This window comes from Fontibacillus phaseoli, assembly GCF_003337355.1.
GTDB classification, from domain to species: domain Bacteria; phylum Bacillota; class Bacilli; order Paenibacillales; family Paenibacillaceae; genus Fontibacillus; species Fontibacillus phaseoli.
In genome coordinates this window covers 82,905-103,119 of sequence record NZ_QPJW01000011.1, presented here as the reverse complement: position 1 = coordinate 103,119, position 20,215 = coordinate 82,905, and the positions used below count along the sequence as shown (strand labels likewise).

The 20,215-nt window shown below is 52.0% G+C and carries 15 protein-coding genes and 1 pseudogene; 10 read left to right on the top strand and 6 right to left on the bottom strand.

Going from position 1 to position 20,215, the window contains the following annotated elements:
- Nucleotides 1-26 precede the first annotated feature (26 nt).
- Nucleotides 27-161 (top strand): annotated as a pseudogene (locus DFP94_RS26190) (glycosyl hydrolase family 8); the annotation flags it as partial.
- Nucleotides 162-199: 38 nt separating this feature from the next.
- Here DFP94_RS26190 and DFP94_RS20345 read toward each other — a convergent pair.
- Together DFP94_RS20345 and DFP94_RS20340 are read right to left on the bottom strand one after the other, a co-directional pair.
- Nucleotides 200-1,249 (bottom strand): anthranilate phosphoribosyltransferase, encoded by a 1,050-nt coding sequence (locus DFP94_RS20345; RefSeq protein ID WP_114498320.1) that lies wholly within the window; start codon nt 1,247-1,249, stop codon nt 200-202.
- A 32-nt stretch (nt 1,250-1,281) separates the two neighbouring features.
- On the bottom strand, nt 1,282-1,899 hold the full coding sequence (locus DFP94_RS20340; protein WP_114498319.1) for an ANTAR domain-containing response regulator: 618 nt from the start codon (nt 1,897-1,899) through the stop codon (nt 1,282-1,284).
- Nucleotides 1,900-2,392: 493 nt separating this feature from the next.
- On the opposite strand from DFP94_RS20340, the gene nirB reads away from it, so the two are divergent.
- From nirB to cobA, 4 genes are all read left to right on the top strand, one after another.
- A complete protein-coding gene (gene nirB / locus DFP94_RS20335) occupies nt 2,393-4,828 on the top strand; it encodes a nitrite reductase large subunit NirB (RefSeq protein ID WP_114498318.1) in 2,436 nt (811 codons plus the stop codon).
- 71 nt (nt 4,829-4,899) lie between these two features.
- The gene (gene nirD, locus DFP94_RS20330) at nt 4,900-5,217 is read left to right on the top strand and encodes a nitrite reductase small subunit NirD (protein WP_114498317.1); all 318 of its coding nucleotides are present in this window, start codon (nt 4,900-4,902) and stop codon (nt 5,215-5,217) included.
- Between the two features lie 17 nt (nt 5,218-5,234).
- The gene (locus tag DFP94_RS20325) at nt 5,235-6,137 is read left to right on the top strand and encodes a formate/nitrite transporter family protein (RefSeq protein ID WP_114498316.1); all 903 of its coding nucleotides are present in this window, start codon (nt 5,235-5,237) and stop codon (nt 6,135-6,137) included.
- Nucleotides 6,134-6,919, top strand: a complete 786-nt coding sequence (cobA, locus tag DFP94_RS20320) for a uroporphyrinogen-III C-methyltransferase (protein ID WP_114498315.1) — start codon at nt 6,134-6,136, stop codon at nt 6,917-6,919. The genes DFP94_RS20325 and cobA overlap by 4 nt, the downstream gene beginning before the upstream one ends.
- Before the next feature lie 207 nt (nt 6,920-7,126).
- Here the strand turns inward: cobA and DFP94_RS20315 are convergent, their stop codons facing one another.
- The 4 genes from DFP94_RS20315 to DFP94_RS20300 form a co-directional block, all read right to left on the bottom strand.
- On the bottom strand, nt 7,127-8,485 hold the full coding sequence (locus DFP94_RS20315) for a transcriptional regulator (protein ID WP_114498314.1): 1,359 nt from the start codon (nt 8,483-8,485) through the stop codon (nt 7,127-7,129).
- A gap of 223 nt (nt 8,486-8,708) precedes the next feature.
- Nucleotides 8,709-9,758: an LLM class flavin-dependent oxidoreductase gene (locus DFP94_RS20310; RefSeq protein ID WP_114498313.1), complete on the bottom strand. Its 1,050-nt coding sequence runs from the start codon at nt 9,756-9,758 to the stop codon at nt 8,709-8,711.
- A gap of 803 nt (nt 9,759-10,561) precedes the next feature.
- The gene (locus DFP94_RS20305) at nt 10,562-11,392 is read right to left on the bottom strand and encodes a carbohydrate ABC transporter permease (protein ID WP_114498312.1); all 831 of its coding nucleotides are present in this window, start codon (nt 11,390-11,392) and stop codon (nt 10,562-10,564) included.
- Nucleotides 11,392-12,279, bottom strand: coding sequence for a carbohydrate ABC transporter permease (locus DFP94_RS20300; protein ID WP_114498311.1), 888 nt, complete (start codon nt 12,277-12,279; stop codon nt 11,392-11,394). The genes DFP94_RS20305 and DFP94_RS20300 overlap by 1 nt, the downstream gene beginning before the upstream one ends.
- A 208-nt stretch (nt 12,280-12,487) precedes the next feature.
- On the opposite strand from DFP94_RS20300, the gene DFP94_RS20295 reads away from it, so the two are divergent.
- The 5 genes from DFP94_RS20295 (at nt 12,488) to DFP94_RS20275 (ending at nt 20,214) form a co-directional block, all read left to right on the top strand.
- Complete coding sequence (locus DFP94_RS20295) at nt 12,488-14,317, top strand: cache domain-containing sensor histidine kinase (RefSeq protein ID WP_114498310.1); 1,830 nt, start codon at nt 12,488-12,490, stop codon at nt 14,315-14,317.
- Nucleotides 14,310-15,959 (top strand): response regulator transcription factor, encoded by a 1,650-nt coding sequence (locus DFP94_RS20290; RefSeq protein ID WP_114498309.1) that lies wholly within the window; start codon nt 14,310-14,312, stop codon nt 15,957-15,959. Before DFP94_RS20295 ends, DFP94_RS20290 begins: the two co-directional genes overlap by 8 nt.
- A 138-nt stretch (nt 15,960-16,097) precedes the next feature.
- Nucleotides 16,098-17,417, top strand: coding sequence for an extracellular solute-binding protein (locus DFP94_RS20285; protein WP_114498308.1), 1,320 nt, complete (start codon nt 16,098-16,100; stop codon nt 17,415-17,417).
- Between the two features lie 91 nt (nt 17,418-17,508).
- Nucleotides 17,509-19,629, top strand: a complete 2,121-nt coding sequence (locus DFP94_RS20280) for a glycoside hydrolase family 36 protein (protein WP_114498307.1) — start codon at nt 17,509-17,511, stop codon at nt 19,627-19,629.
- A gap of 159 nt (nt 19,630-19,788) precedes the next feature.
- Nucleotides 19,789-20,214 carry an SRPBCC family protein gene (locus tag DFP94_RS20275; protein WP_114498350.1) on the top strand — a complete coding sequence of 142 codons (426 nt, stop codon included), beginning with the start codon at nt 19,789-19,791 and terminating at the stop codon, nt 20,212-20,214.
- Nucleotide 20,215 lies beyond the last annotated feature (1 nt).

Genomic DNA, 20,215 nt, shown 5'->3' with positions numbered 1-20,215 from the left:
TAGGTGGAGCTCTTCATACGGGAAAATACCATCAGTCCGGTGAAGATATGGGGTACATGATGGATACGGGAAATCTCGATGCCCGGACGGAGGGGGAAAACGCCGGTTATTTCGCCTGGTCCTGTGCTACCGACGGCGCAAGGCTGTCCGACGGGCCTGCTAGATTGGATAGAAAGGAAAGGGGCGGCCGGGCAACCGGCTACCCCGAGTGCTTAGCCAATTGCCCTTGAAGCATTGCTTCCTTCCACCGGCAAAATGCTTGCCAAGGCAGGCCGTTCTCCAACAGCGACTTGCTGATGTAGATGCCCTCTTCCACGGAATCGGCGAGCCCGACCAGGTGGAGGCGAAGCGCTCCGTTCAGAATCACCTGGTTGATGAACGCAATAGGGGCATCCCCGGTGAGAACCGCTTCCGTAATTCGCAACTGCTCGGCAGCCGTCCAATCGTTGTCCGGAATTGAGGACTCCAACCCGTAAGTCTCCGGATCGATCATATGCAAATTTGCCTCCCCTTCTTCTACAAGGTAAGTTCGGGTGGGGCGGTCGATATACGCATCCTCCGAACCTTCTGCGCCTTGTACGATCAACGCTTTGCGGTAATTCAACCTTTGGAGGAGCTGGGCTGTCCGGTCAAACACCGTATTATGAAACACGCCGTATACAAGATAAGGAGAATGGCTGTAATCCACAAGCTTTTCAACGGTATTGAGGATGGTCCGCAGACCGAGTTCTTCGCGGATTGCCCGTAAGCTCCCGAGCGGCGGGCACCATGCCTCGGCAGGTACGAACAAAACTCCGGTCTCGTCTGCGGTTTGCAGCGCCTGGTCCCGTGTCGGCGTAGTTCCATCCAACCCCATCTCCCGGAGCAGGTCAGGCAAGGTGACTCCCCATTTGGGCGGAAGCGATTCGGTGCCGTGCAACGTAACCGGCGATCCGGCGGCAGCCAAGACAAACGCTGTGGCAAAGCCGGCCATGAAGGAAGATTTTCTCCCGTCGTAAGGACCGGCACAGTCCAGTCCATCCGGGCGCGGCATGCGGACCGCATGGCTGCGGCAGACCTTTACGAAAGCATACAGTTCGTCGACGCTCTCCATCTTGATCCGTTCCGCCAGGAAGAAGGCGCCGATCTGTGCCGGGGATGCCGTTTTATTAAAAATCATCTCCGCGGCGGCGAGTGCCTCTTCATAATTTAGGTCGCGAGCGCCGCGCTTGCCCCGGCCCACTTCCTTTAAGATCTCTGTCATGTTCATGGAAGGTCCCCCTCTTGTACATCTTGTTCGGGCTAAGTTCTTAATTGTTGATGCGCTTTGACGATCGATGTGGCGATATCCACGATTCGTTTCCGCTCATTCATCGCCCGCTTACGCAGCACATCGTAAGCCTCAGCTTCCGAGATCCGGTTGATTTCGCACAAGACCCCTTTGGCCAGATCGATCCATTTCCGTTCCTCGAGCCGGGAGACCAGTTGGGCGCGTTCATCGATCCATTGCTGGCGTTCAAAGAAATGTTTGGCACCTAGATGAAGCGCCCAATGCAGCTCGTGAGCGGACATGGACGGGGTCAGGATGCCATCCACGGCGATGTCATCTTCACAGGACTCCAAAGAGGAGGCCGCCGTCGCCGCGCTGCACCACCAGAGGAGCGGGACCGCCTTCCACTTTAACAATAGTTGTTCCCAGCCGCGAATGGCGGCAATAGGCAACTGAAGGACGACAGCATCCGCTTCCCGGACTTTTTGCCTGATCTCTTCCTCCAGACTGGAAGCAAACACCTGATATCCGTTACATTTCAGCATACGCTCAGGCTCGGCGTTAGAATGGGAATCGGAAATGGAGCCGTTCCTGACCGGCTCCGTATCTTTAGGCGAAACCTGTTCGCAAATGACCAGAAGAAAGCGCATCGGGAGTATAACCCTCCTCTCTATGTCGGACTTCAAAGTTTCAGTGCAGATGACCATTAGTTATAAAACCTGACATGAGTTCGATTTCCTAAAGATTTTAATTGTATTTTCGCGTTATATTTCTGAAAAAGCAATATAATTTTCGCAATATCTCATAAAATTAATGATAATGAAGGTAAGAACAAGCCTTATTCCATAATAATAACATTTTGAGTGAATAAAACTAACATAATTTAGATTTTATTTTATTTTTATGTTATGTATATTGACATAACTAAAATTGTTGGTTATATTAACGTCAATAAATCAAATTTAATATTTCTTTACAGACACAATGGCGTGTCTGAATGAAGCGGCAACGGAGCCTGCTTTCGCCTGAATTAGGGATAGTCATGAATGTAATATTCATGTCTGTTCCCCGGCGGAGCAGGCTTTTTATGTTACTTTGCACTTCTGCGAGAGATGAGGAAAGACCGGGAGGAGAGAGCCGAACATGGGTGAAAAGAAGAGATTAGTGCTGGTAGGCAACGGAATGGCGGGAGTGCGTACGATCGAACATGTGCTGAAATTGGCGCCGGATACGTATGAGATTACCGTATTCGGCGCAGAACCCTATCCGAACTACAACCGGATCATGCTGTCTTCGGTACTGGCAGGAGGGTCCGACATGAAGGACATCGTGATCAATGATTGGGATTGGTACTCGGAAAACCGCATTAGCCTGCATACGGGAGACGAGGTTACCCGAATCGATACCGGGAACAAGAAGGTAGTCTCCAAATCGGGGGCGGAGGCGAAATATGACGCGCTGATTTTGGCGACCGGTTCCAATCCGTTTATGCTCCCGATCCCGGGTGCGGATAAAGAGGGCGTGATCGGGTTCCGGGATATTCAGGATTGCGACCTTATGATGGAAGCCTCCAAGAAATACGCTAAGGCGGCTGTTATCGGGGGCGGATTGCTCGGACTGGAGGCGGCCAGAGGACTGCTGCATCTCGGAATGGACGTGACGGTGGTTCATATTCATCCTTATTTGATGGAACGTCAGCTTGACGAATCTGCGGCGAAGATGCTGCAACTGGAGCTCGAAGCCCAGGGCATGAAGTTCCTGATGCAAAAACAGACGGCAGGCATTCGAGGAATTCGCCGGGCCGAAGGACTGGACTTTGCTGACGGCAGCTCATTATCTGCCGATCTTGTCGTGATGGCGGTAGGCATTAAACCGAATGTGGCGCTTGCGAAATCGGCCGGGATTCAAGTAGGACGCGGCATAGTAGTGGACGATTATTTGGAAACGAGCATGCCAGGGATATACGCGGTTGGCGAATGCGCGGAGCACCGGGGGATCGCTTACGGTCTTGTTGCCCCGTTGTATGAACAAGGCAGCGTGCTGGCCAAGCGATTAGCCGGGGTAGAAACAAGCGGATATACGGGATCGGTCACTTCAACCAAGCTCAAGGTGTCGGGCGTCGACGTGTTCTCGGCCGGGTATTTCCAGGATGCTCCCGGAACGCGGTCGCTGCGGATTCAGGACGATTTGGATGGAACCTACAAAAAGATCGTGCTGCAGGACGACAAACTCGTCGGAGCCGTCTTGTTCGGAGATACGACGGACGGAGCCTCTCTTTTTTCAAAAATAAAGAGCGGAGAGTCGGTGGCGGGAAAGGAAAAAGAGCTGCTGCTCGGATTTGCGCCGGGGGGTTCCGGTGGAGATTCGCAGGGCGCGAGGCTTGCCGCCATGGCCGATGATGAAATCATTTGCGGCTGTAACGGCGTCAGCAAAGGCACGATCGTGAACGCGGTCAAGGACGGCTGCGCCACGGTCGGTGAAATTAAAGCCTGCACGAAAGCTTCCGGTTCCTGCGGCGGTTGTAAACCGCTGGTGGAAGGCCTACTGCAGCTTTACGGAGACGGCGTGACCGGAGAACCGGTTAAAGAAGGCATTTGCGGCTGTACCTCCCTTGCCCGTGAGGAGATTGTGGATAGCATCAAAGCAATGGGACTGAAGAGTGTCAAAGAGGTCATGAACGTACTGGAGTGGCGGGTATCGGAAGGCTGCTCGAAATGCCGCCCGGCCTTGAACTATTACCTGGGGATGCTATGGCCTACGGAGTATATGGATGAAAAGGAATCCCGGTTCGTCAATGAGCGGTATCACGCGAACATTCAGAAAGACGGCACCTTCTCCGTCGTGCCTCGCATTTACGGCGGTGTGACTTCTCCGGCCGATCTCAAGAAAATCGCCGAGGTTGCGGAGAAGTACGAGGTACCGATGGTGAAATTCACCGGCGGCCAGCGAATCGATTTGCTCGGCGTGAAAAAGGAGGATCTGCCCAAGGTATGGGCAGAACTGGATATGCCGTCCGGCCACGCCTACGGCAAAGCGCTGCGTACGGTCAAGACCTGCGTGGGCTCGACGTTCTGCCGGTTCGGTACGCAGGATTCCATCGGTATGGGGATCCGGCTGGAGAAGGCTTTTGAACGGTTGAATACGCCGGGAAAGGTGAAGCTAGCCGTCTCGGGATGTCCGCGTAACTGTGCGGAAGCGACGATCAAAGATCTGGGCGTCGTCGCGATCGATGGCGGATGGGAGATTTATGTCGGCGGAAACGGCGGCGTGAAAGTGCGTGCTTCGGATTTGCTCTGTACGCTCAAGACGGAGGATGAGGTCATGGAATGGACGGCCGCCTACCTGCAATATTACCGCGAACAGGCCAGTTGGAACGAACGTACTGCCCAGTGGGTGGAACGCGTGGGGCTGGGTACGATCAAGGCGGTACTGGAAAATCATGAGGAGCGGGAAGCTCTGGCGGCACGGATCGAAGAAACGCTGAGCCGGACGACGGATCCGTGGAAAGAGATTATCTCAACTGAAGGCTTGCGTAAAAATTTCGAATCTTTGCCCAGCGTTCAGCCGGTTGTTGGATAGCGTTAGCACAGGTGCGGAAATTTGAGAAAATGAACTAGTTGGACTCATTCGTATGTTGGGAGGAAACGGCGATGTTGACGAAAATCAAGGTGGCCCATGTGCAGGAAATCGATGAGCAGGGGGCGCGTACGTTTGCGGTCGGGGATAAGGAAATCGCCGTATTCAAGCTTAGTGACGGCAGTGTCCGGGCGATAGAAAACCGCTGTCCTCATAAAGGAGGGCGGTTGTCGGAGGGGATGGTGTGCGGCTCGGCCGTCCACTGTCCGCTGCACGACTGGAAGATTGACCTGCACAGCGGCCGGGTGCACGAGCCGGATCACGGTTCCGTAACTGTGTACGACACGGAAGTGGATGCCGCCACCGGCTCCGTGTACATCACACTGGATTAAAAGGGAGGATGAGACCGATGGATCATGTAAAACCTGCCGAAGTGCTGGAATCGATGATTGAGGCGGGGGCCAATAAGGCCCGCTTGACTACTTTTCAAATGTTGGTCAAAGGCTTTTTGGCCGGTGCGATTCTGGCCTGTGCTACGACATTGGCTTTTACAGCTACCTCGCAAACTTCGCTGGGAATCGTGGGCGCGCTGATCTTTCCCGTCGGTTTCGTCATCATTATTTTGCTCGGCCTGGAGCTGGTGACCGGCAGCTTTGCGCTCATCCCGCTTGCGGTTCTGGAGCGTAAAGCTTCGGTGTCCCGGATGCTGGCGAATTACGGCTGGGTCATTGCCGGCCATCTGCTGGGGTGTGCCGTATACGCAGTATTGTATGGCCTGACGATTACCAAAATGGGTACCGATATGAGCCATCCAATGGTACAGACACTAATTCAGGCCAGCGAGACCAAGACGCTCGGCTACAAAACGATGGGCATGTCCGGTATGGGGTTGGTAGTCATCAAGGCCGTGCTTTGTAACTGGATGGTCACGCTCGGGGCCGTTATGGCTTTTACCTCCCGGTCCACGGCCGGGAAAATTATCGCGATGTGGCTGCCGATCCTGATCTTTTTCGCTCAGGGGTTTGAGCATGCGGTCGTCAATATGTTTGTCATTCCCGCCGGGATGATGCTTGGGGCTGATGTCAGCTTGTCGGACTGGTGGGTTTGGAACCAGCTCCCCGTATTGGTCGGCAATTTTGTCGGCGGGGTATTGTTTACGGGCTTGGGATTGTATGTTTCGCAAAAACAGAAAGCCGCGGCAGGACCAAGCCGGACGTCTCCTTCCGGTTTGCACAGCCCAGGTTCCAAGGATGCCCCGGCGGATCACCGGCGGATCCCGGCGGGCGCGCCCGGAACGGGAGAAGGAGCATGATCCGGCCGGGCAGCGTAAGTATCGTAGGGGCGGGGCCCGGCGATCCGGAATTGATCACCGTCAAGGCGCTCAAGGCCATTCACGCGGCGGATGTCATCCTGTATGACCGCCTTGTCAACGAGGAACTGCTCTCTTATGCAGGCTCCGGATCCATACGGATCTACTGCGGCAAAGCGCCGGGACAACATGCCATGCCCCAGGGGACGATCCAGCGGCGCCTGATCGAATATGCGCTGGAAGGGAAGCGGGTGGTCCGCCTGAAGGGCGGGGATCCGTTCGTCTTCGGACGCGGCGGAGAAGAAGTCCTGGCGCTGGCGGCCCGGGGAATTCCTTACGAGGTGATCCCTGGCATCACCTCGGCGATCGGCGCGGCGGCGGCCAGCGGCGTCCCGCTCACGCATCGCGGGGTAGCGGCTTCCTTCGCCTGCGTGACGGGCAGCCGCTGCCCCGGGGAGAGCGATGGGCAGGTCGGGCCGCCCATCCGCTGGGATTTGCTGGCCCATGCCGTTGACACGCTCGTCATCTACATGGGCGTGGGCCAGCTTAAGGAGATCCGCGCCGAGCTGCTGCGGCATGGCAAGGCCGGATCGACGCCGGTGGCGCTCATCGAGAGCGGCACGACGGGCCGCCAGCGCACCTTCGTCAGCACGCTGACGGAGATGCACAAGCTGGCCGCCGCCGTCCAGCTCAGCAACCCGGCGCTGATCATCGTCGGCGAAGCGGCCGCGATCCGCGAGCAACTTCGTCAACTCCAAGACCAAGCCTCGGCCATGCTCGGCTGAGCGGCTGAGCAAATCAGCCCAAATAAGGTAATACAAGAAAAACCACCGGATACAAGGCTTGGCCTTGTTCCGGTGGTTTTTGGTGATGATATTCTTTTAACCGCCAATGTGCCACCCTAGCAATTGAATAATAGGTTCCACACTAATTCCTACTGCCAATAGAAAGCTAGTTACGTGTAACAGGGTCATTTTTTTCTTTTTCATAAATTACCCTCCTAATTGGACTATATTATGATACTCTGTTTTTGATTCGATCGATGCAAACTTTCGATAAGATTCGAAGAGTCGCATAAACCGCAAAATAGAGTTCTCATTATTTATTATAGTCGATTTTTTCAACCCGTCTACCAAGTATTGGAAGCCCTTATCGTATTTACAATTAGACAAATAATAGTTAGCTAATTCACAGAGTAACCCAACAAGTTCATTGTCCGTATTTTGTTGGCTATTTAATTCATTTCCTTTCTGTTCGAGGAGATTGGGTATTTCTATTTCAAATTTATCCAGAATATCGTTTACATTCATCTTGTAGCGATTTGCAGCCGTCATTATATTCCACAAGCCTGTAAGAATTTCATTTTTTTTGGGTGCAATAAAACTAACATATTCTGAAAGGAATGCTGTGTCTCCAGTCATTAGTCTGGTCAGATAAATATTAGCCTGGGCCCACTCAAGGATCTGAGTCTTCCAGTATACTGCCTCTTCGTCAGTTTCTCTTACCCATTCTAAATCAATTGATTCATTGGCTACTTGAAGAGCGAGTTCATACCTTTCTTGTTCATAATAAACAGCTCCAAAGAGTAATTTGCTAAAGGCTACATAAAAGAATAGTGGCCTTACCGGTTTTTTATATAAGGTTTGATCTTCTTTTTGCTGGCAGTTCGGCAAGGAGTATTGGAATTTTGCCAGTTGGTTTAAAGTTGCTGCAACTTTATGCACTTTATCCCATCGACGTAATGACCGATAAGTATTAGCCAGATTTCTCAATGCATCCAACTGATCGATCTCATCAAGCCGGTCTACATAAAGTTCAAACTGGATCGCAGCCTGATAGTTTTGCTCCTGGTCCGCACCTTGCCTGATTAGAAACAGACGATATTGGCAAAAGGCGAGCCGTTCCGAGTGCTGGTGCTTTTCGCTGGAAGCAATGCTTTCAAATAATAAAGCGGCGGCCTCCTTGTTCCCTCTTTGAAAAAAGTCTTCGGCAGTCTCGAACAGTAAAGGCGAGTACATCAGATTTTCCATTAATATATCATTAATTTTCTTAATGCAGTCCAGCTTGTCCAATTCCATGCAACGGTATAAGAAAGGCCGGATTCGCCGCCAATCCGGGGTCGAATGACTCAAGTATTCCTGAATGTAGGGGTCGTAAAAATAGCCCTCGGGTAAATTCATCACGGAAGTAAGGCGGTCTAAATGCTCTACGGTAAAAACTTTGTTTCTGTTAAAGATCGCGCTCAGCGTACCTGCATTGATATCTGCTAAAGTAGCCAATTTGCGCAGATTTAAGTTCTCATTTTTTATAAAGTCATCTAGGTGTTTGAGAATGGGGGCCGTAGTATTCATGCAAATCACCTTTGTTCTTTCTTAATTTAATATATATCGGGAGTTACTAAGTTCAAGATTTGTTAATATATTACAATATAACGATGATTTGATATGTGGTCAATTATTTTTCATCGAATTCATAAAATAGTCATAGAGTAGATGTTTTGAGGACCTTTAGTTAGATTAAAAACAGGGCAGTCTCCACAAGATCAATGATCTGGGAGACTGCCCTGAGAATAAATTAGTTATTTTTGAGCTCGGCTAGCAGTTCGTAAGAACGCAGACGAGATTTATGGTCATAAATCTGGGCAGCCACTATAAGCTCATCGGCCTGTGTTTCCTGGATGATTTGCTCCAGTCGTGCGCGCACGGTTGTTGGCGAACCGATGGCGGAGAAGCCGAGCTGTCTTTGGACGAGCGCTTTTTCCTGCGGTGTCCAAATGGAATCCATGCTGTCGACCGGAGCGCTAAGCTGTCCTGTCCGGCGGCGGATCAGGTTCAGGAACTGCTGCTCCTGGGAAGTAGCAAGCCTGCGCGCTTCGTCGTCCGTATCGGCTACAATTACGTTGACGCCGGCCATGGCGAACGGCTTCTCCAAAAATTCCGACGGCTGGAAATGGCCGCGGTACAGGTCCAGCGCCGGCAGTAAGTAATCCGGTGCAAAGTGGCTGGCGAAGGCAAACGGCAGGCCCAGCGTGGCAGAAAGCTGGGCGCTGAAGCCGCTGGAGCCAAGCAGCCAGATCGGGACGTTCAATCCTTCGCCGGGAATGGCCCGGACCCGCATCGAGGAGCCCGATACGGGCTGGAAATAATCACGGAGCTCGCGCAGCCGCTCCGGGAAATCCTGCCCGTCGCTGCCCGGCCCGCGCCGCAAGGCTTGCGAGGTCAGTTGGTCCGAGCCGGGTGCTCTGCCGAGGCCGAGGTCGATCCGGCCGGGGTACAGCGACTCGAGCGTGCCGAACTGCTCGGCGATCACGAGCGGCGAGTGGTTCGGCAGCATGATGCCGCCGGAACCGACCCGGATCGTGTTTGTTCCGCCGGCGACATAGCCGATCGCGACCGACGTAGCCGAGCTTGCGATGCCGGGCATGCTGTGATGCTCGGCGAGCCAGAACCGGCGATAGCCCCATTTTTCGGCATGCTGAGCGAGGTCCAGTGTATTATGCAGAGATTGAGCCGCCGTGCTGCCGGCCGTAATCGGTGCGAGATCCAATATGGACAGGGGAATCGCGGACAACTGTCTGTTATTGGAATCGGTAGCGGAATGGAGACCATAATTGAGTTCAGACATAGATTCGATACCTCCTGGATAAGTTAGTTTAGCTAGTGAACAGCGAGGAACATACCTTGTTGGTTGAGAAAAGGTATGCGCTACTCACATACTTTAGATCACTATCATACCAAAAGTAACTGGAAAATTGAAAGTTTGGGGCGCTATTGGCCTTTACTATTGTACTTTTGCGTTGGTCGTTCGGCGCCTTGGGTGCGTATGGAGTGCGTATGGAGTGAGTTTACAAAGCGTGTGGGAATAGGATTCCTTTTCGGCGGGAATTTAACTGGAAAACCTCCAGCTATTTTTTGAGAAAGGGAGTACTTGAGAGAATTAACTGGAAAACCTCCAGCTAATTATGCCGATTTCGCTGTTAAGCAGGCAAATCGGAAAAATTAACTGTAGGAAATACAGCTAATTGGTTATCGGAGCCTGATTTGGGAAAATTAGCTGTAGGAAATCCATTTAATTTCCATGGAGCAATCGTCGTAATCATCCGTAAGTCCAAAACTTTGTGCCACACGAGATCAGCACCAGGTTCCACGCCAACGTCAAAGAAACCTCAACAATCGAAGTAACTATTCCGCTCCTGAGCAACACCGACGCCACCAAGTAACTGTCCCGCTCCCGGGCAACAACAGCGTACACAGTAACTATTCCGCTCCTGAGCAACACCGACGCCACCAAGTAACTGTCCTACTCCGAGCAACAATCAGCGTACACAGTAATGTCCCGGCCCGCTTACACTTGCGCAATAAGAACAGCCCGCCAAGCACCGAAGTGCCCGCGGGCCGTTCTTTTTCCGATCCACTCGATAAGATCGATCAGCCTTTTACCGCGCCGGCGACTACGCCTTTGACGATGTATTTTTGCAGGAAGATAAAGACGACGATCGAAGGTAGCACGGCCATCACCATGGCGGTCATGGCATACTGCCAGTCGGAGGTGTACTGACCGACGAAGGTGTAGGCGGCCAGGGTCAGCGTTTTGGTATCCGGCGAGCCGTTGACCATCAGGAGCGGGAGCAGGAAGTCGTTCCAGATCCACATGACGTCGATGATGATGATCGTGGTCGTTACCGATTTCAGCAGCGGGAAGATCACGCTGAAGAACAACCGGAAGCCGGAGGCGCCGTCGATTGTGGCGCTTTCGTCGATTTCTTTCGGAATCCCTTTGACGAAACCGTGATAGATGAACAGAGCCAGCGGAGCGCCGAAGCCCCAGTACAGAATGCCAAGTCCCCAGGTGCTGTCGGAGAGATGCAGGTTTTTGGCCATTTGCAGTACGGTCAGCATGATCGACTGGAACGGAATCAACATCGGCATGATGCATAGGAAGTAGATGATCGAGCTTGCCTTGGATTTTGTCCGTGCCAGTTTGTAAGAGGCGATAGAAGAGACCAGGATGATCCCTGCCAGACCCAGAATCGTAATGACGGCGTTATTCAAGAACAGCCGCGGATAGTTGATGAATTTCCATACGTACGTATAGTTTTCGAACACCAGCGCTTTCGGAAGCGCGATCACGTCCGTCATCACCTCGGAGAAGCTTTTCAAGGAGTTGATGATGGTCAGGAACAAAGGATACAGGAATATCAAGGACACAATGACCATGACGACTTCAAGAACGATCCGCCCCGCTTTATTGGATTTCATTATGCCTCAACCTCCCTGCGTTTGAAGATCGTTAATTGAATTACCGTGATGATAAGAACAGCCACGAACAGAATGAGCGCTTTGGCCGTACCGTATCCGTACAGATTATTTTGGAAGGTGTCGCGATAAATATCGTAAGCCACGGAATAAGTCGTTCCGCCAGGACCGCCGGCGGTCAGAGACAGGATGACGTCGAACACTTTGATCGAGTTGGTGAGCGCCATGAATACGGAAATCGTAATCGAAGGAGCCAGGAGCGGCAAGGTGATGTTGAAGAACCGGCGTACCGGTCCGGCACCGTCCACGGTGGCGGCCTCCTTCAAATCATCCGGTACCGATTGCAGCCCGGCGATGTAGATGACAAGATAGAAACCGATCGATTGCCAAAGCGAAACCAGCAGTACGGAAATGAAGGCCAGACCCGGCTTCCCTAGCCAACTGAGCTGGAAAATTCCCCATCCGGTGCTTTCCCCTAACGATTCGAATCCTTGCATGAAAATAAATTTCCAGATAAAACCGACGATAACTAAACTGAGGATGTACGGAATGAAGAATGCCGCTCTCAGCCAGTTGGTCGATTTCAGCTTCATGTCCAGCACGAGGGCCAGCAATATGGCCAGTACATTGACAAGGACGATATAAAGGATGGCATACTTCACGGTGAACCAGGCGGCGTTCGTGAAGTTGGCGTCCCCCATAAAAATTTGCTGGAAGTTGTCAAACCCGACGAATTTCGGGTGTTTGGAAATCCCGTTCCACTTGGTCAGGGAGTAACGAATCGTCATGATGAACGGATAGTAAAACACTGCGATGACGCAAATCAGAATCGGAAGCGTAAATGCTCCGAATTCCAGTCTTTCGGCCCGTTTTCTCCCTAGCTTCAACATAATGCACCTCTTTTTCGTAAGCGATCTTTGGCGGTCGCTCTCGGATTTCTGAATGTTCATGTCCTCATTTGACTTTTTGAACAACGTCTATAATGTATTATAGAACAGGGTCTATTCAGCCCTAAATGGATTTAAGAAAACAGTTAAGGGTAAAAAGGTGAACTGTAAAAGAGTGAACAGAGAACCTTCCCTTCGAAGGATGAGGACGATGTTTGAGCGCTTGAGAAAAGCATTCAGAAGCTTGATCGACCGGATGTCGAGACGGCTGGTCAATAAGCTTATTTTGTTTTTTTCCACGATAATTATCCTCGTTGTCGGATCTTTGACCATCATTTCGTATCAGATGATTCAAAAAGAATCGGTCGATTACAACATGTCCAGTACGGCCAACAATTTGAAGCTGGTCAATCAAAATCTGGAGGATTATCTGGCCGGAATCGAGCAATTGTCGCTGCCGCAGATCCGGTATGACGAATTGATCCGGGCTATCCTGAATGAAGAAGACGATTACGCCTCCAAAATGTATCTGGAGGATTATCTGCGGAGCCTTTTTTATTCCCGAAAGGATTTAAACAGCATATATCTTTACCTGGTCGGTCAGGGCAAATACTATTCGATCACCCAGGAGGCCTACGATATTAAGGTGAGAGTTGGCTATGATGGCCAAATCCCTTATCGGTCGTGGTACAAAAAGGCGATGGCAAGCCCCAACAACCGCTCGTATCAGTCTTTTGCCGATCCCGGCGCTGATCCGGGCTATTCTTCGATTACCGATCCCGGCTTTATGGCTTATCACCGCGTGATCCGGTCCATCGCTTCCAAGGAGGCCCGTGCCGTCATTTCATTTTATCTGAAGCCGTCGATGAAGGATGAGATCATGAAGGACATTCCGTTTGAAAACGGAGAACATCTTTTGTTCCTCGATCCGGACAACGTACCTTTTCACCTGGATGATCTGGAATTTTACAACCGCCTCAAGCAGACTGAATGGCTAACCCGGTTGGAACGCCAGGAGGAGCAGGAACCGATCACCTGGACGACGAAAGACAAAGAGAAATATCTGATCGTTTACAACGTCGGCGAGCAGAACGGGTGGAAGCTGATCAAGCCGATTCCCTATAGCAATATTTATGAAGCCGCGCGAAAAACGCGGGATCTGAACTATCTCATCGGACTGGTGTTTCTTGTGATCTCCGTCATTCTGGTGACGCTAATCGCCAACGCCATCACCCAGCCGCTTAAAAGGCTGTCCCACCAAATGAGACGTTTCAGCGAAGGGACGTTTGATGTGGAGGCGCCGGTCAAAGGCCGGGACGAACTCGCCTATTTAACCCGGCATTTCAACCGGATGGTAACCCGTACGAATGACCTGATCAATGAACGGTACAAAATGAAGCTGGTGGAAAAGAACGCCATCCTGAAAGCCTTGGAAGCGGAAATAAACCCGCACTTCTTATACAACGCTCTGCAGGCGATTTCGACCAAGGCGTTGAAGAGCGGAGACTTCGAAGTGGCCGATATGGTCGATGCTTTGGCATTAACGCTTAGATATTGCATAAGCGGGAAAGACATCGTATACGCTAAAGAGGAGCTCGGGCATATCGATCGTTATCTGGCTCTGCAAAAAGCAAGATTCGGCAGCCGGCTCGAGGTTACCCTCGAATGGGATGACTCGCTGATGGAGCTGCAAATTCCGAAACTGTCGATCCAGTCGCTGGTTGAAAATTCGATTAAGCATGCCGTAGAGAAGGTATCGGTAGGAATCAGGATCAAGATCAGGGCCGAATTGGAAGAGTCCCGGGCGGTAATTACGGTGGAAGACAACGGTCCCGGCATACCGCCCGCCCGCATGGAAGAGATTCTGGAGTCATTCCGCACGGAATGGGAGGAGCAGGAAGGGGAGAACATCGGATTGAAGAATCTGAACACCCGGCTGAAGCTGTTATATGGGGAAGAAGCTGGCTTAGAGATCCAAAGCGGGGATACCGGAACTAGAATGAGAATGTTGATTCCGCGGGGAGGCCAAAGTCATGTATAAAGTGCTTATTATTGATGATGAGGAGCCGCTGCGTGAAGCGATAACTATTTTGGGCGATTGGGAAGGTCTGCAAGTTGATGAAGTGCTTGAGGCGACGGACGGGAAATCCGGGCTGGAGATGCTGAAGTTGCACAAGCCGGATTTGGTCATGGTGGACATGAAAATGCCGGAAATGAACGGCGTTGAATTCCTGAAAATTGTGGAGACGGAGTACCCGGAGTTGTTGACGATTGTGATCAGCGGATATAACGATTTCGAATTTACCCGTCAGGCTATTCACTCCAAGGTGATTGATTATTTGTTGAAGCCGATTAACCGGCAGGACCTGAACCAGGCGCTGCGCAAAGCGATCGGACTGCTGGAGGCGAAACGTCAGATCCGCAGCGAGTCCATCACTCGCAATATTGCCTACAACATGTCATTGCCTAAGCTGAAGGAAAAAATATATCTGTCGATCCTGGAGCGCAGCTTCAAAAAGCAGAACAATAGTGCGTTCCTGTCCCTGATCGGGGCGGATGACGGCAGCCTTCGCTATGGCGTATTGGTGTTCCGGATCCTCAATATGGAGTCGATCCGCGACAGCCGCTTCAACTCCGATACGGAACTGCTGTATTTTGCCGTGGCGAACGTAATCAACGAGATGTCGGACGGGGGGCTGCAGTGTTTCAGTTTTGCCAACCCGAAGCAGGAGCGCGAGGTCATTGCCGTTTATACCTCCCATGGCGGCTATCCTCAAGAATTGATGTTTCGATCGGAACAGTTGATGAAGAAGGTCGTGTCGACCTTGAGTTCGTTATTTGGCATTATTTGCGCGGGCGGCGTCGGCGCTTCTTGCATGAATGCTTTGGAACTGGCCGATTCCTATGAGGCCGCCAGTTTGTCGGTGCATTCGGTCGACTTGTTGAAGTTAACGGGAAAAGCGGTCATCGGAACGCAGGACAAGCAGCCGACCCGGGACATTCATTCCTTGACCGGGCGGATGCCGATTCTTCGCAACACGCTGGAAGCGGGGAATATCCATCAGGCCAAAACGGTGCTCGGCGAATTCGTGAAAAAGGTAAGATCTTCCGACTTTTTCAGCCTGGGGGATGCGGACCGCATGATCCGCGAAATCGTCGTGCTTTTTAACGACATGGCACTGGAACTTGGCGTCCCGTCCGATAAAATGCCGTCTTCCGGCGGAGAACGGGCGCTGCGCTCTTTTCATCTGAAAACGGATTTTGCGTCCTTCGATGAATTTGAAGGCCTGCTAATGCGGATACTGGAATATTATAACGAGCAAATTCGCCAGTCGATGGCGGGGAACCGCTCGTTTAATGTGGACGATATTAAAGAATATATCGATAACCACTATTTTGAGGACATCAAGATTTCCGTGTTTACGGAGAAGTATTTTCTCAGCCGGGAGTATCTGATGAAGCTGTTTAAGCAACAGTTCGGGTACGGAATCCATGAATACGTTCAAAAAGTGCGGATGGACAAGGCCCAGCAGCTACTGGACGATTCCTCCCTGAAAATCCAGGAGATTTCGGAAATGCTCGGTTACAAGGATAAGAACTACTTTAGCAAAGCTTTCAGAAACTATTACTCCGTCTCTCCGTCCGAATACAGAAATCAGCGTGCGGAAGGGGCTAAAAAGTGAACTATGTGATAACATCACTTTTTTACCCTTAACTCACCACTTATCTACATTTTTATCCCGTACCCTTTTCATTAGAATAAGGACCATAGCAAGCAAGACCACTAGCACAACACAACCAAGAAAGTGGGGGTTATATTTATGAAAAAAAAGATTTGGGCTACCCTTTTCAGCTTGACCCTAATCATGGGACTGTTATCCGCTTGCGGCGGCAACAATGGTGCCAATGAAGGGGCCAATGGAGGGAATGCGGCGAACAACGGGGCTACCGATGACAACAAGAAAGTCACCATCAACATGTTTACGGCTTCTCCGGAGTACACGGATGCGTTTAATGCTTACATCGAAGAATACAAAAAAGTGAAGCCGAACGTAACGATCAACCTCGAGATCATGCAAGCGGACTATAACACGGTGCTTAAATCGAGAATCGCTGCCGGCAGTACGCCGGACGTGTTCCAAACTACCGCGGGCGGAGACATCGACACCTATGCCGAATATAGCGCCGATCTGACCAATGAGCCGCTCGCTGCGGCGATGACCGATGCCGTTCGTGCCAATATGTCTTCTTCCGATGGTAAAGTGCTTGGCCTTCCGGTTAAAGGCAACCTGTTCTCCATCATCTACAACAAGAAACTTTTTGATGAAGCCGGGATTACCTCCTTCCCGAAAACAACCGCCGAAATGGACGATGCCATCGCCAAGCTGGAAGCCAAAGGAACGATTCCTTTCGCCAACGCGTATAAAGAGTGGTGGGTATGGAAGCATCTTTTCCAACACTTTGTTGATGCGGCTGCGCAGGATTCCGGCGTAGCTCCTAAGGAACTCGTTGACAAATTCATTGCCGGAGATGCAAAAATCAAAGACTACCCGGTTCTGTACAACAACTTCTTCGCATACGTGGACACGACGGTCAAACATGGTACGGATAAACCGCTCGAACGCGACAGCAACGCGCAAGTGAGCGACTTTGCTTCAGGCAAGGCTGCGATTTTGAACGGTAAGGGTGCATGGGATGAAGAAGCTATCAAGAAAATTACGCCGGACTTCCAGCTCGGCATTGCCGGTTACCCGGTGAGCGACAAAGCCGAACAATCCCAGATCATCACGGGTGCCGATCAGGCGCTACGGATCAACAAAGATTCCAAAGTTGCCAAAGAAACGATCGAGTTCTTCAATTGGCTGTATACTTCCGAGTACGGGACAAACTGGTTCTCCAGCGTAGCGAAAGTCATTCCGCCGATCAAGGACGCTCCGCTTCCGGATCTGGACATGCCGAAGCAAATGGAAGAAATCCTGAAGACGGAAGCATCGGGCGACCTGTCCATCAACTACTCGCTGGATACGTTCCATCAAAAATTCGGTGAAATTATGCAAGCTTACATTGGCGGCAGCAAAAATAAAGACCAAGCCGTAACGGAAATTGAGCAAGCTTGGGTACAACTCGGTTCCGCCCAATAATTGAAAGGCCGCAAACTCTTAACGCAGCACCGGGCGGTGCTGCGTTAAGTCTATTTAATGATAACGATGATAAAAGGCAGGTGCATGCAAAATGTCCCAAAGATTCAGTTTTGCCGAAAATGGACTTCATTTTATTTTTGAAGTGACAGATGAAAAGGATGTACGGCTGCTTCATTTCGGTGCCAAACCCTTTGAGGAGGAGACGGTAAGCGAAACGCAAAAACAAGGTTTTCGCCTAATGGAACTTCAGCTTACCGGCGAGGACCGTGCGGAGTATCACGGGAGAACGCACCGGGCGACGTATCCCGGCTTGCGGATGCAGTATGACGGGCATGAAGATTTCCGAAGCGGTCTTGGCCGCAAGCTGGAAATCGCCCTGAAGGACCCCGATACGGGTCTCCGGGCGGTGCAGCATGTTCAATTTTATGACGGGATTCCGGTAGCCCGCATCTGGGTGGTATTGAGCAACGGCGGAATGGAAGCACTGGGCGTGGAGTATGTTTCCACGTTCGCTTTGACCGGGGTCGATAAAGAGGGCAAGACGTCGCGGGATGACAAAATGAGATTGTTCATCCCTCATACGGGTTGGCAGAGCGAATTGCAGTGGAGATCTTACCGTCTGCCGGAGCTTGGGCTTTCCCATTTGACCGACCGGACCTCCAAGCGGATTTCCTGCAGCAATACCGGCTCCTGGTCGGCGGCCGAACATATTCCGATGGCGGTGCTGGAAAATGAGGAGGCGGGAAGCAGCCTGTTCTGGCAAATTGAGCATAACGGCTCCTGGCACTGGGAGATTATCGACCAGAATGATCATCTCGCCTTGCTCGTCAGCGGCCCGACCGAGCATGACAATCACTGGTGGTTGCAGCTTGAACCGGGCGAAGAGTTCGTTTCCGTTCCGGCCGCGGTCGGTTCGGTTAACGGGGACTTCAATGACGCTATCGGGGTGTTGACCCGGTATCGCCGGGTAATCCGTCGGCCTAATGAAGATAACCGCAAGCTACGGGTTATATTTAACGATTACATGAACTGCCTCTGGGGCAGTCCGACAACGGCCAAGCTGCTCCCGTTAATTGATGCCGCAGCGGAAATAGGGAGCGAGTATTTCTGCATCGATGCAGGCTGGTATGCGCCGGGCGAATGGTGGGACGGCGTGGGCGAATGGTTGCCGTCGGAGGAACGTTTCCCGGAAGGGATCAAATATGTCCTCGACTACATCCGCAGCAAAGGGATGATTCCCGGCCTTTGGCTGGAGCTGGAAGTCATGGGCATCAACAGTCCAAAGCTGAAGGATACGGACGACAGCTGGTTCTTCATGCGGCATGGCAAGCGGGTCAAAGACCGCAGCCGCTACCAACTGGATTATCGCAATCCGAAGGTAATACAGCACGCGACGGAAGTGATCCGCCGATTGGTTGAGGATTATGGAGTCGGCTATATCAAGATGGATTACAACATAAATGCCGGAATTGGGACGGAAAGGGATGCCGATAGCTTCGGCGACGGGCTGCTTCAGCATAACCGTGCTTATTTGCAGTGGCTGGACGGAATTTTTGCCCGCTATCCGGATTTGGTCATCGAGAACTGTTCCAGCGGCGGGATGCGGATGGACTATGCCATGCTCAGTCGGCACAGCATCCAGTCCACGAGCGATCAAGAGGATTACGTGAATTACGCCGCTATCGCGGCGGCTTCACCGTCGGCGCTGACGCCGGAGCAGTCGGCGATCTGGTCGTATCCGCTGCGTGAGGGCGATGACGAAGAGGTCGTATTCAACATGGTGAACGCCCTGTTGCTTCGCGTACACCAGAGCGGCCACCTTGCCGAGCTGAGCCCGCGCCGCCGGGAACTGGTCAAGGAAGCGCTGGACTATTACAAGACGATCCGCCACAATATTCCGGAGGCGCTGCCGTTTTGGCCGCTCGGTTTACCAACGCAGCAGGACGAGTGGGTTAGCCTTGGCCTTCGCAAGGACAACCACGTATACTTGGCCGTCTGGCGGGTGCGGGCTGCCGAGGCTGGCGGCGCACATGAGCCGGCAGAGAAGACCATTCCGCTGGGCTGGTTGAAGGGCAAGCCGCTGCAAGTGCACCGCGCTTACCCGCAGGACCTTGCGGGCGACTGCGTTTGGAACGCCGAAGACGGGGAGCTGAAGGTCGTCTTGCCGGCAGAGAAAACGGCACGATTGTACGAGATTACCGTGGGAGAATGACCATAACCAAATTGGAATGAAGAAGGGGCCGTATTCACACCCTATGGGGGGAGTACGGTCCTTGATTTTAGTTGACAGGAAACCAAATGGTTTCATATAATGACGACAGGACTTATGCGAAACCTTTAGGTTTCCCATTGAAAAGGAGAAGATGGGATGATGAATAATAACATGAATGAAACGCTGCCGGACATCCGGCATACCATTTTGTTGCATGCCACGGCAGAGAAGGTATGGGAGGCGGTCGCTACGGCGGAGGGACTGTCGTCCTGGTTTATGCCGAATGATCTGCAGCCGGTGGTTGGACATGAATTTCATTTACAGGCGGGGCCTTTCGGGCAATCCCCATGCAAAGTAACTCTGGTGGATCCGCCGAACCGGTTGTCGTTTAATTGGGGCAAAGATTGGACGCTGACCTTTGAATTGGTGGAAAATGAGGGGCAGATCGAATTTACGGTCATCCACGGCGGTTGGACTGCGGCTCAAGTGACGGAGTTCGGCGAGCCCCATGACATTGTGCGCGGCCGGATGGACCAAGGCTGGGCCGGGCTGGTTAACAAGCTGTCCGCCTACGTCGGAGGTTAAC

Excerpts from the sequence above, each read along its gene's own strand:
- DFP94_RS20340 (WP_114498319.1), bottom strand. The coding sequence starts at position 1,899 with ATGCGCTTTCTTCTGGTCATTTGCGAACAGGTTTCGCCTAAAGATACG.
- nirB (WP_114498318.1), top strand. The coding sequence starts at position 2,393 with ATGGGTGAAAAGAAGAGATTAGTGCTGGTAGGCAACGGAATGGCGGGA.
- nirD (WP_114498317.1), top strand. The coding sequence starts at position 4,900 with ATGTTGACGAAAATCAAGGTGGCCCATGTGCAGGAAATCGATGAGCAG.
- DFP94_RS20295 (WP_114498310.1), top strand. The coding sequence starts at position 12,488 with ATGTTTGAGCGCTTGAGAAAAGCATTCAGAAGCTTGATCGACCGGATG.
- DFP94_RS20325 (WP_114498316.1), top strand. The coding sequence starts at position 5,235 with ATGGATCATGTAAAACCTGCCGAAGTGCTGGAATCGATGATTGAGGCG.
- DFP94_RS20280 (WP_114498307.1), top strand. The coding sequence starts at position 17,509 with ATGTCCCAAAGATTCAGTTTTGCCGAAAATGGACTTCATTTTATTTTT.
- DFP94_RS20315 (WP_114498314.1), bottom strand. The coding sequence starts at position 8,485 with ATGAATACTACGGCCCCCATTCTCAAACACCTAGATGACTTTATAAAA.
- DFP94_RS20300 (WP_114498311.1), bottom strand. The coding sequence starts at position 12,279 with ATGTTGAAGCTAGGGAGAAAACGGGCCGAAAGACTGGAATTCGGAGCA.
- DFP94_RS20345 (WP_114498320.1), bottom strand. The coding sequence starts at position 1,249 with ATGAACATGACAGAGATCTTAAAGGAAGTGGGCCGGGGCAAGCGCGGC.
- DFP94_RS20310 (WP_114498313.1), bottom strand. The coding sequence starts at position 9,758 with ATGTCTGAACTCAATTATGGTCTCCATTCCGCTACCGATTCCAATAAC.
- DFP94_RS20285 (WP_114498308.1), top strand. The coding sequence starts at position 16,098 with ATGAAAAAAAAGATTTGGGCTACCCTTTTCAGCTTGACCCTAATCATG.
- DFP94_RS20275 (WP_114498350.1), top strand. The coding sequence starts at position 19,789 with ATGAATAATAACATGAATGAAACGCTGCCGGACATCCGGCATACCATT.
- cobA (WP_114498315.1), top strand. The coding sequence starts at position 6,134 with ATGATCCGGCCGGGCAGCGTAAGTATCGTAGGGGCGGGGCCCGGCGAT.
- DFP94_RS20305 (WP_114498312.1), bottom strand. The coding sequence starts at position 11,392 with ATGAAATCCAATAAAGCGGGGCGGATCGTTCTTGAAGTCGTCATGGTC.
- DFP94_RS20290 (WP_114498309.1), top strand. The coding sequence starts at position 14,310 with ATGTATAAAGTGCTTATTATTGATGATGAGGAGCCGCTGCGTGAAGCG.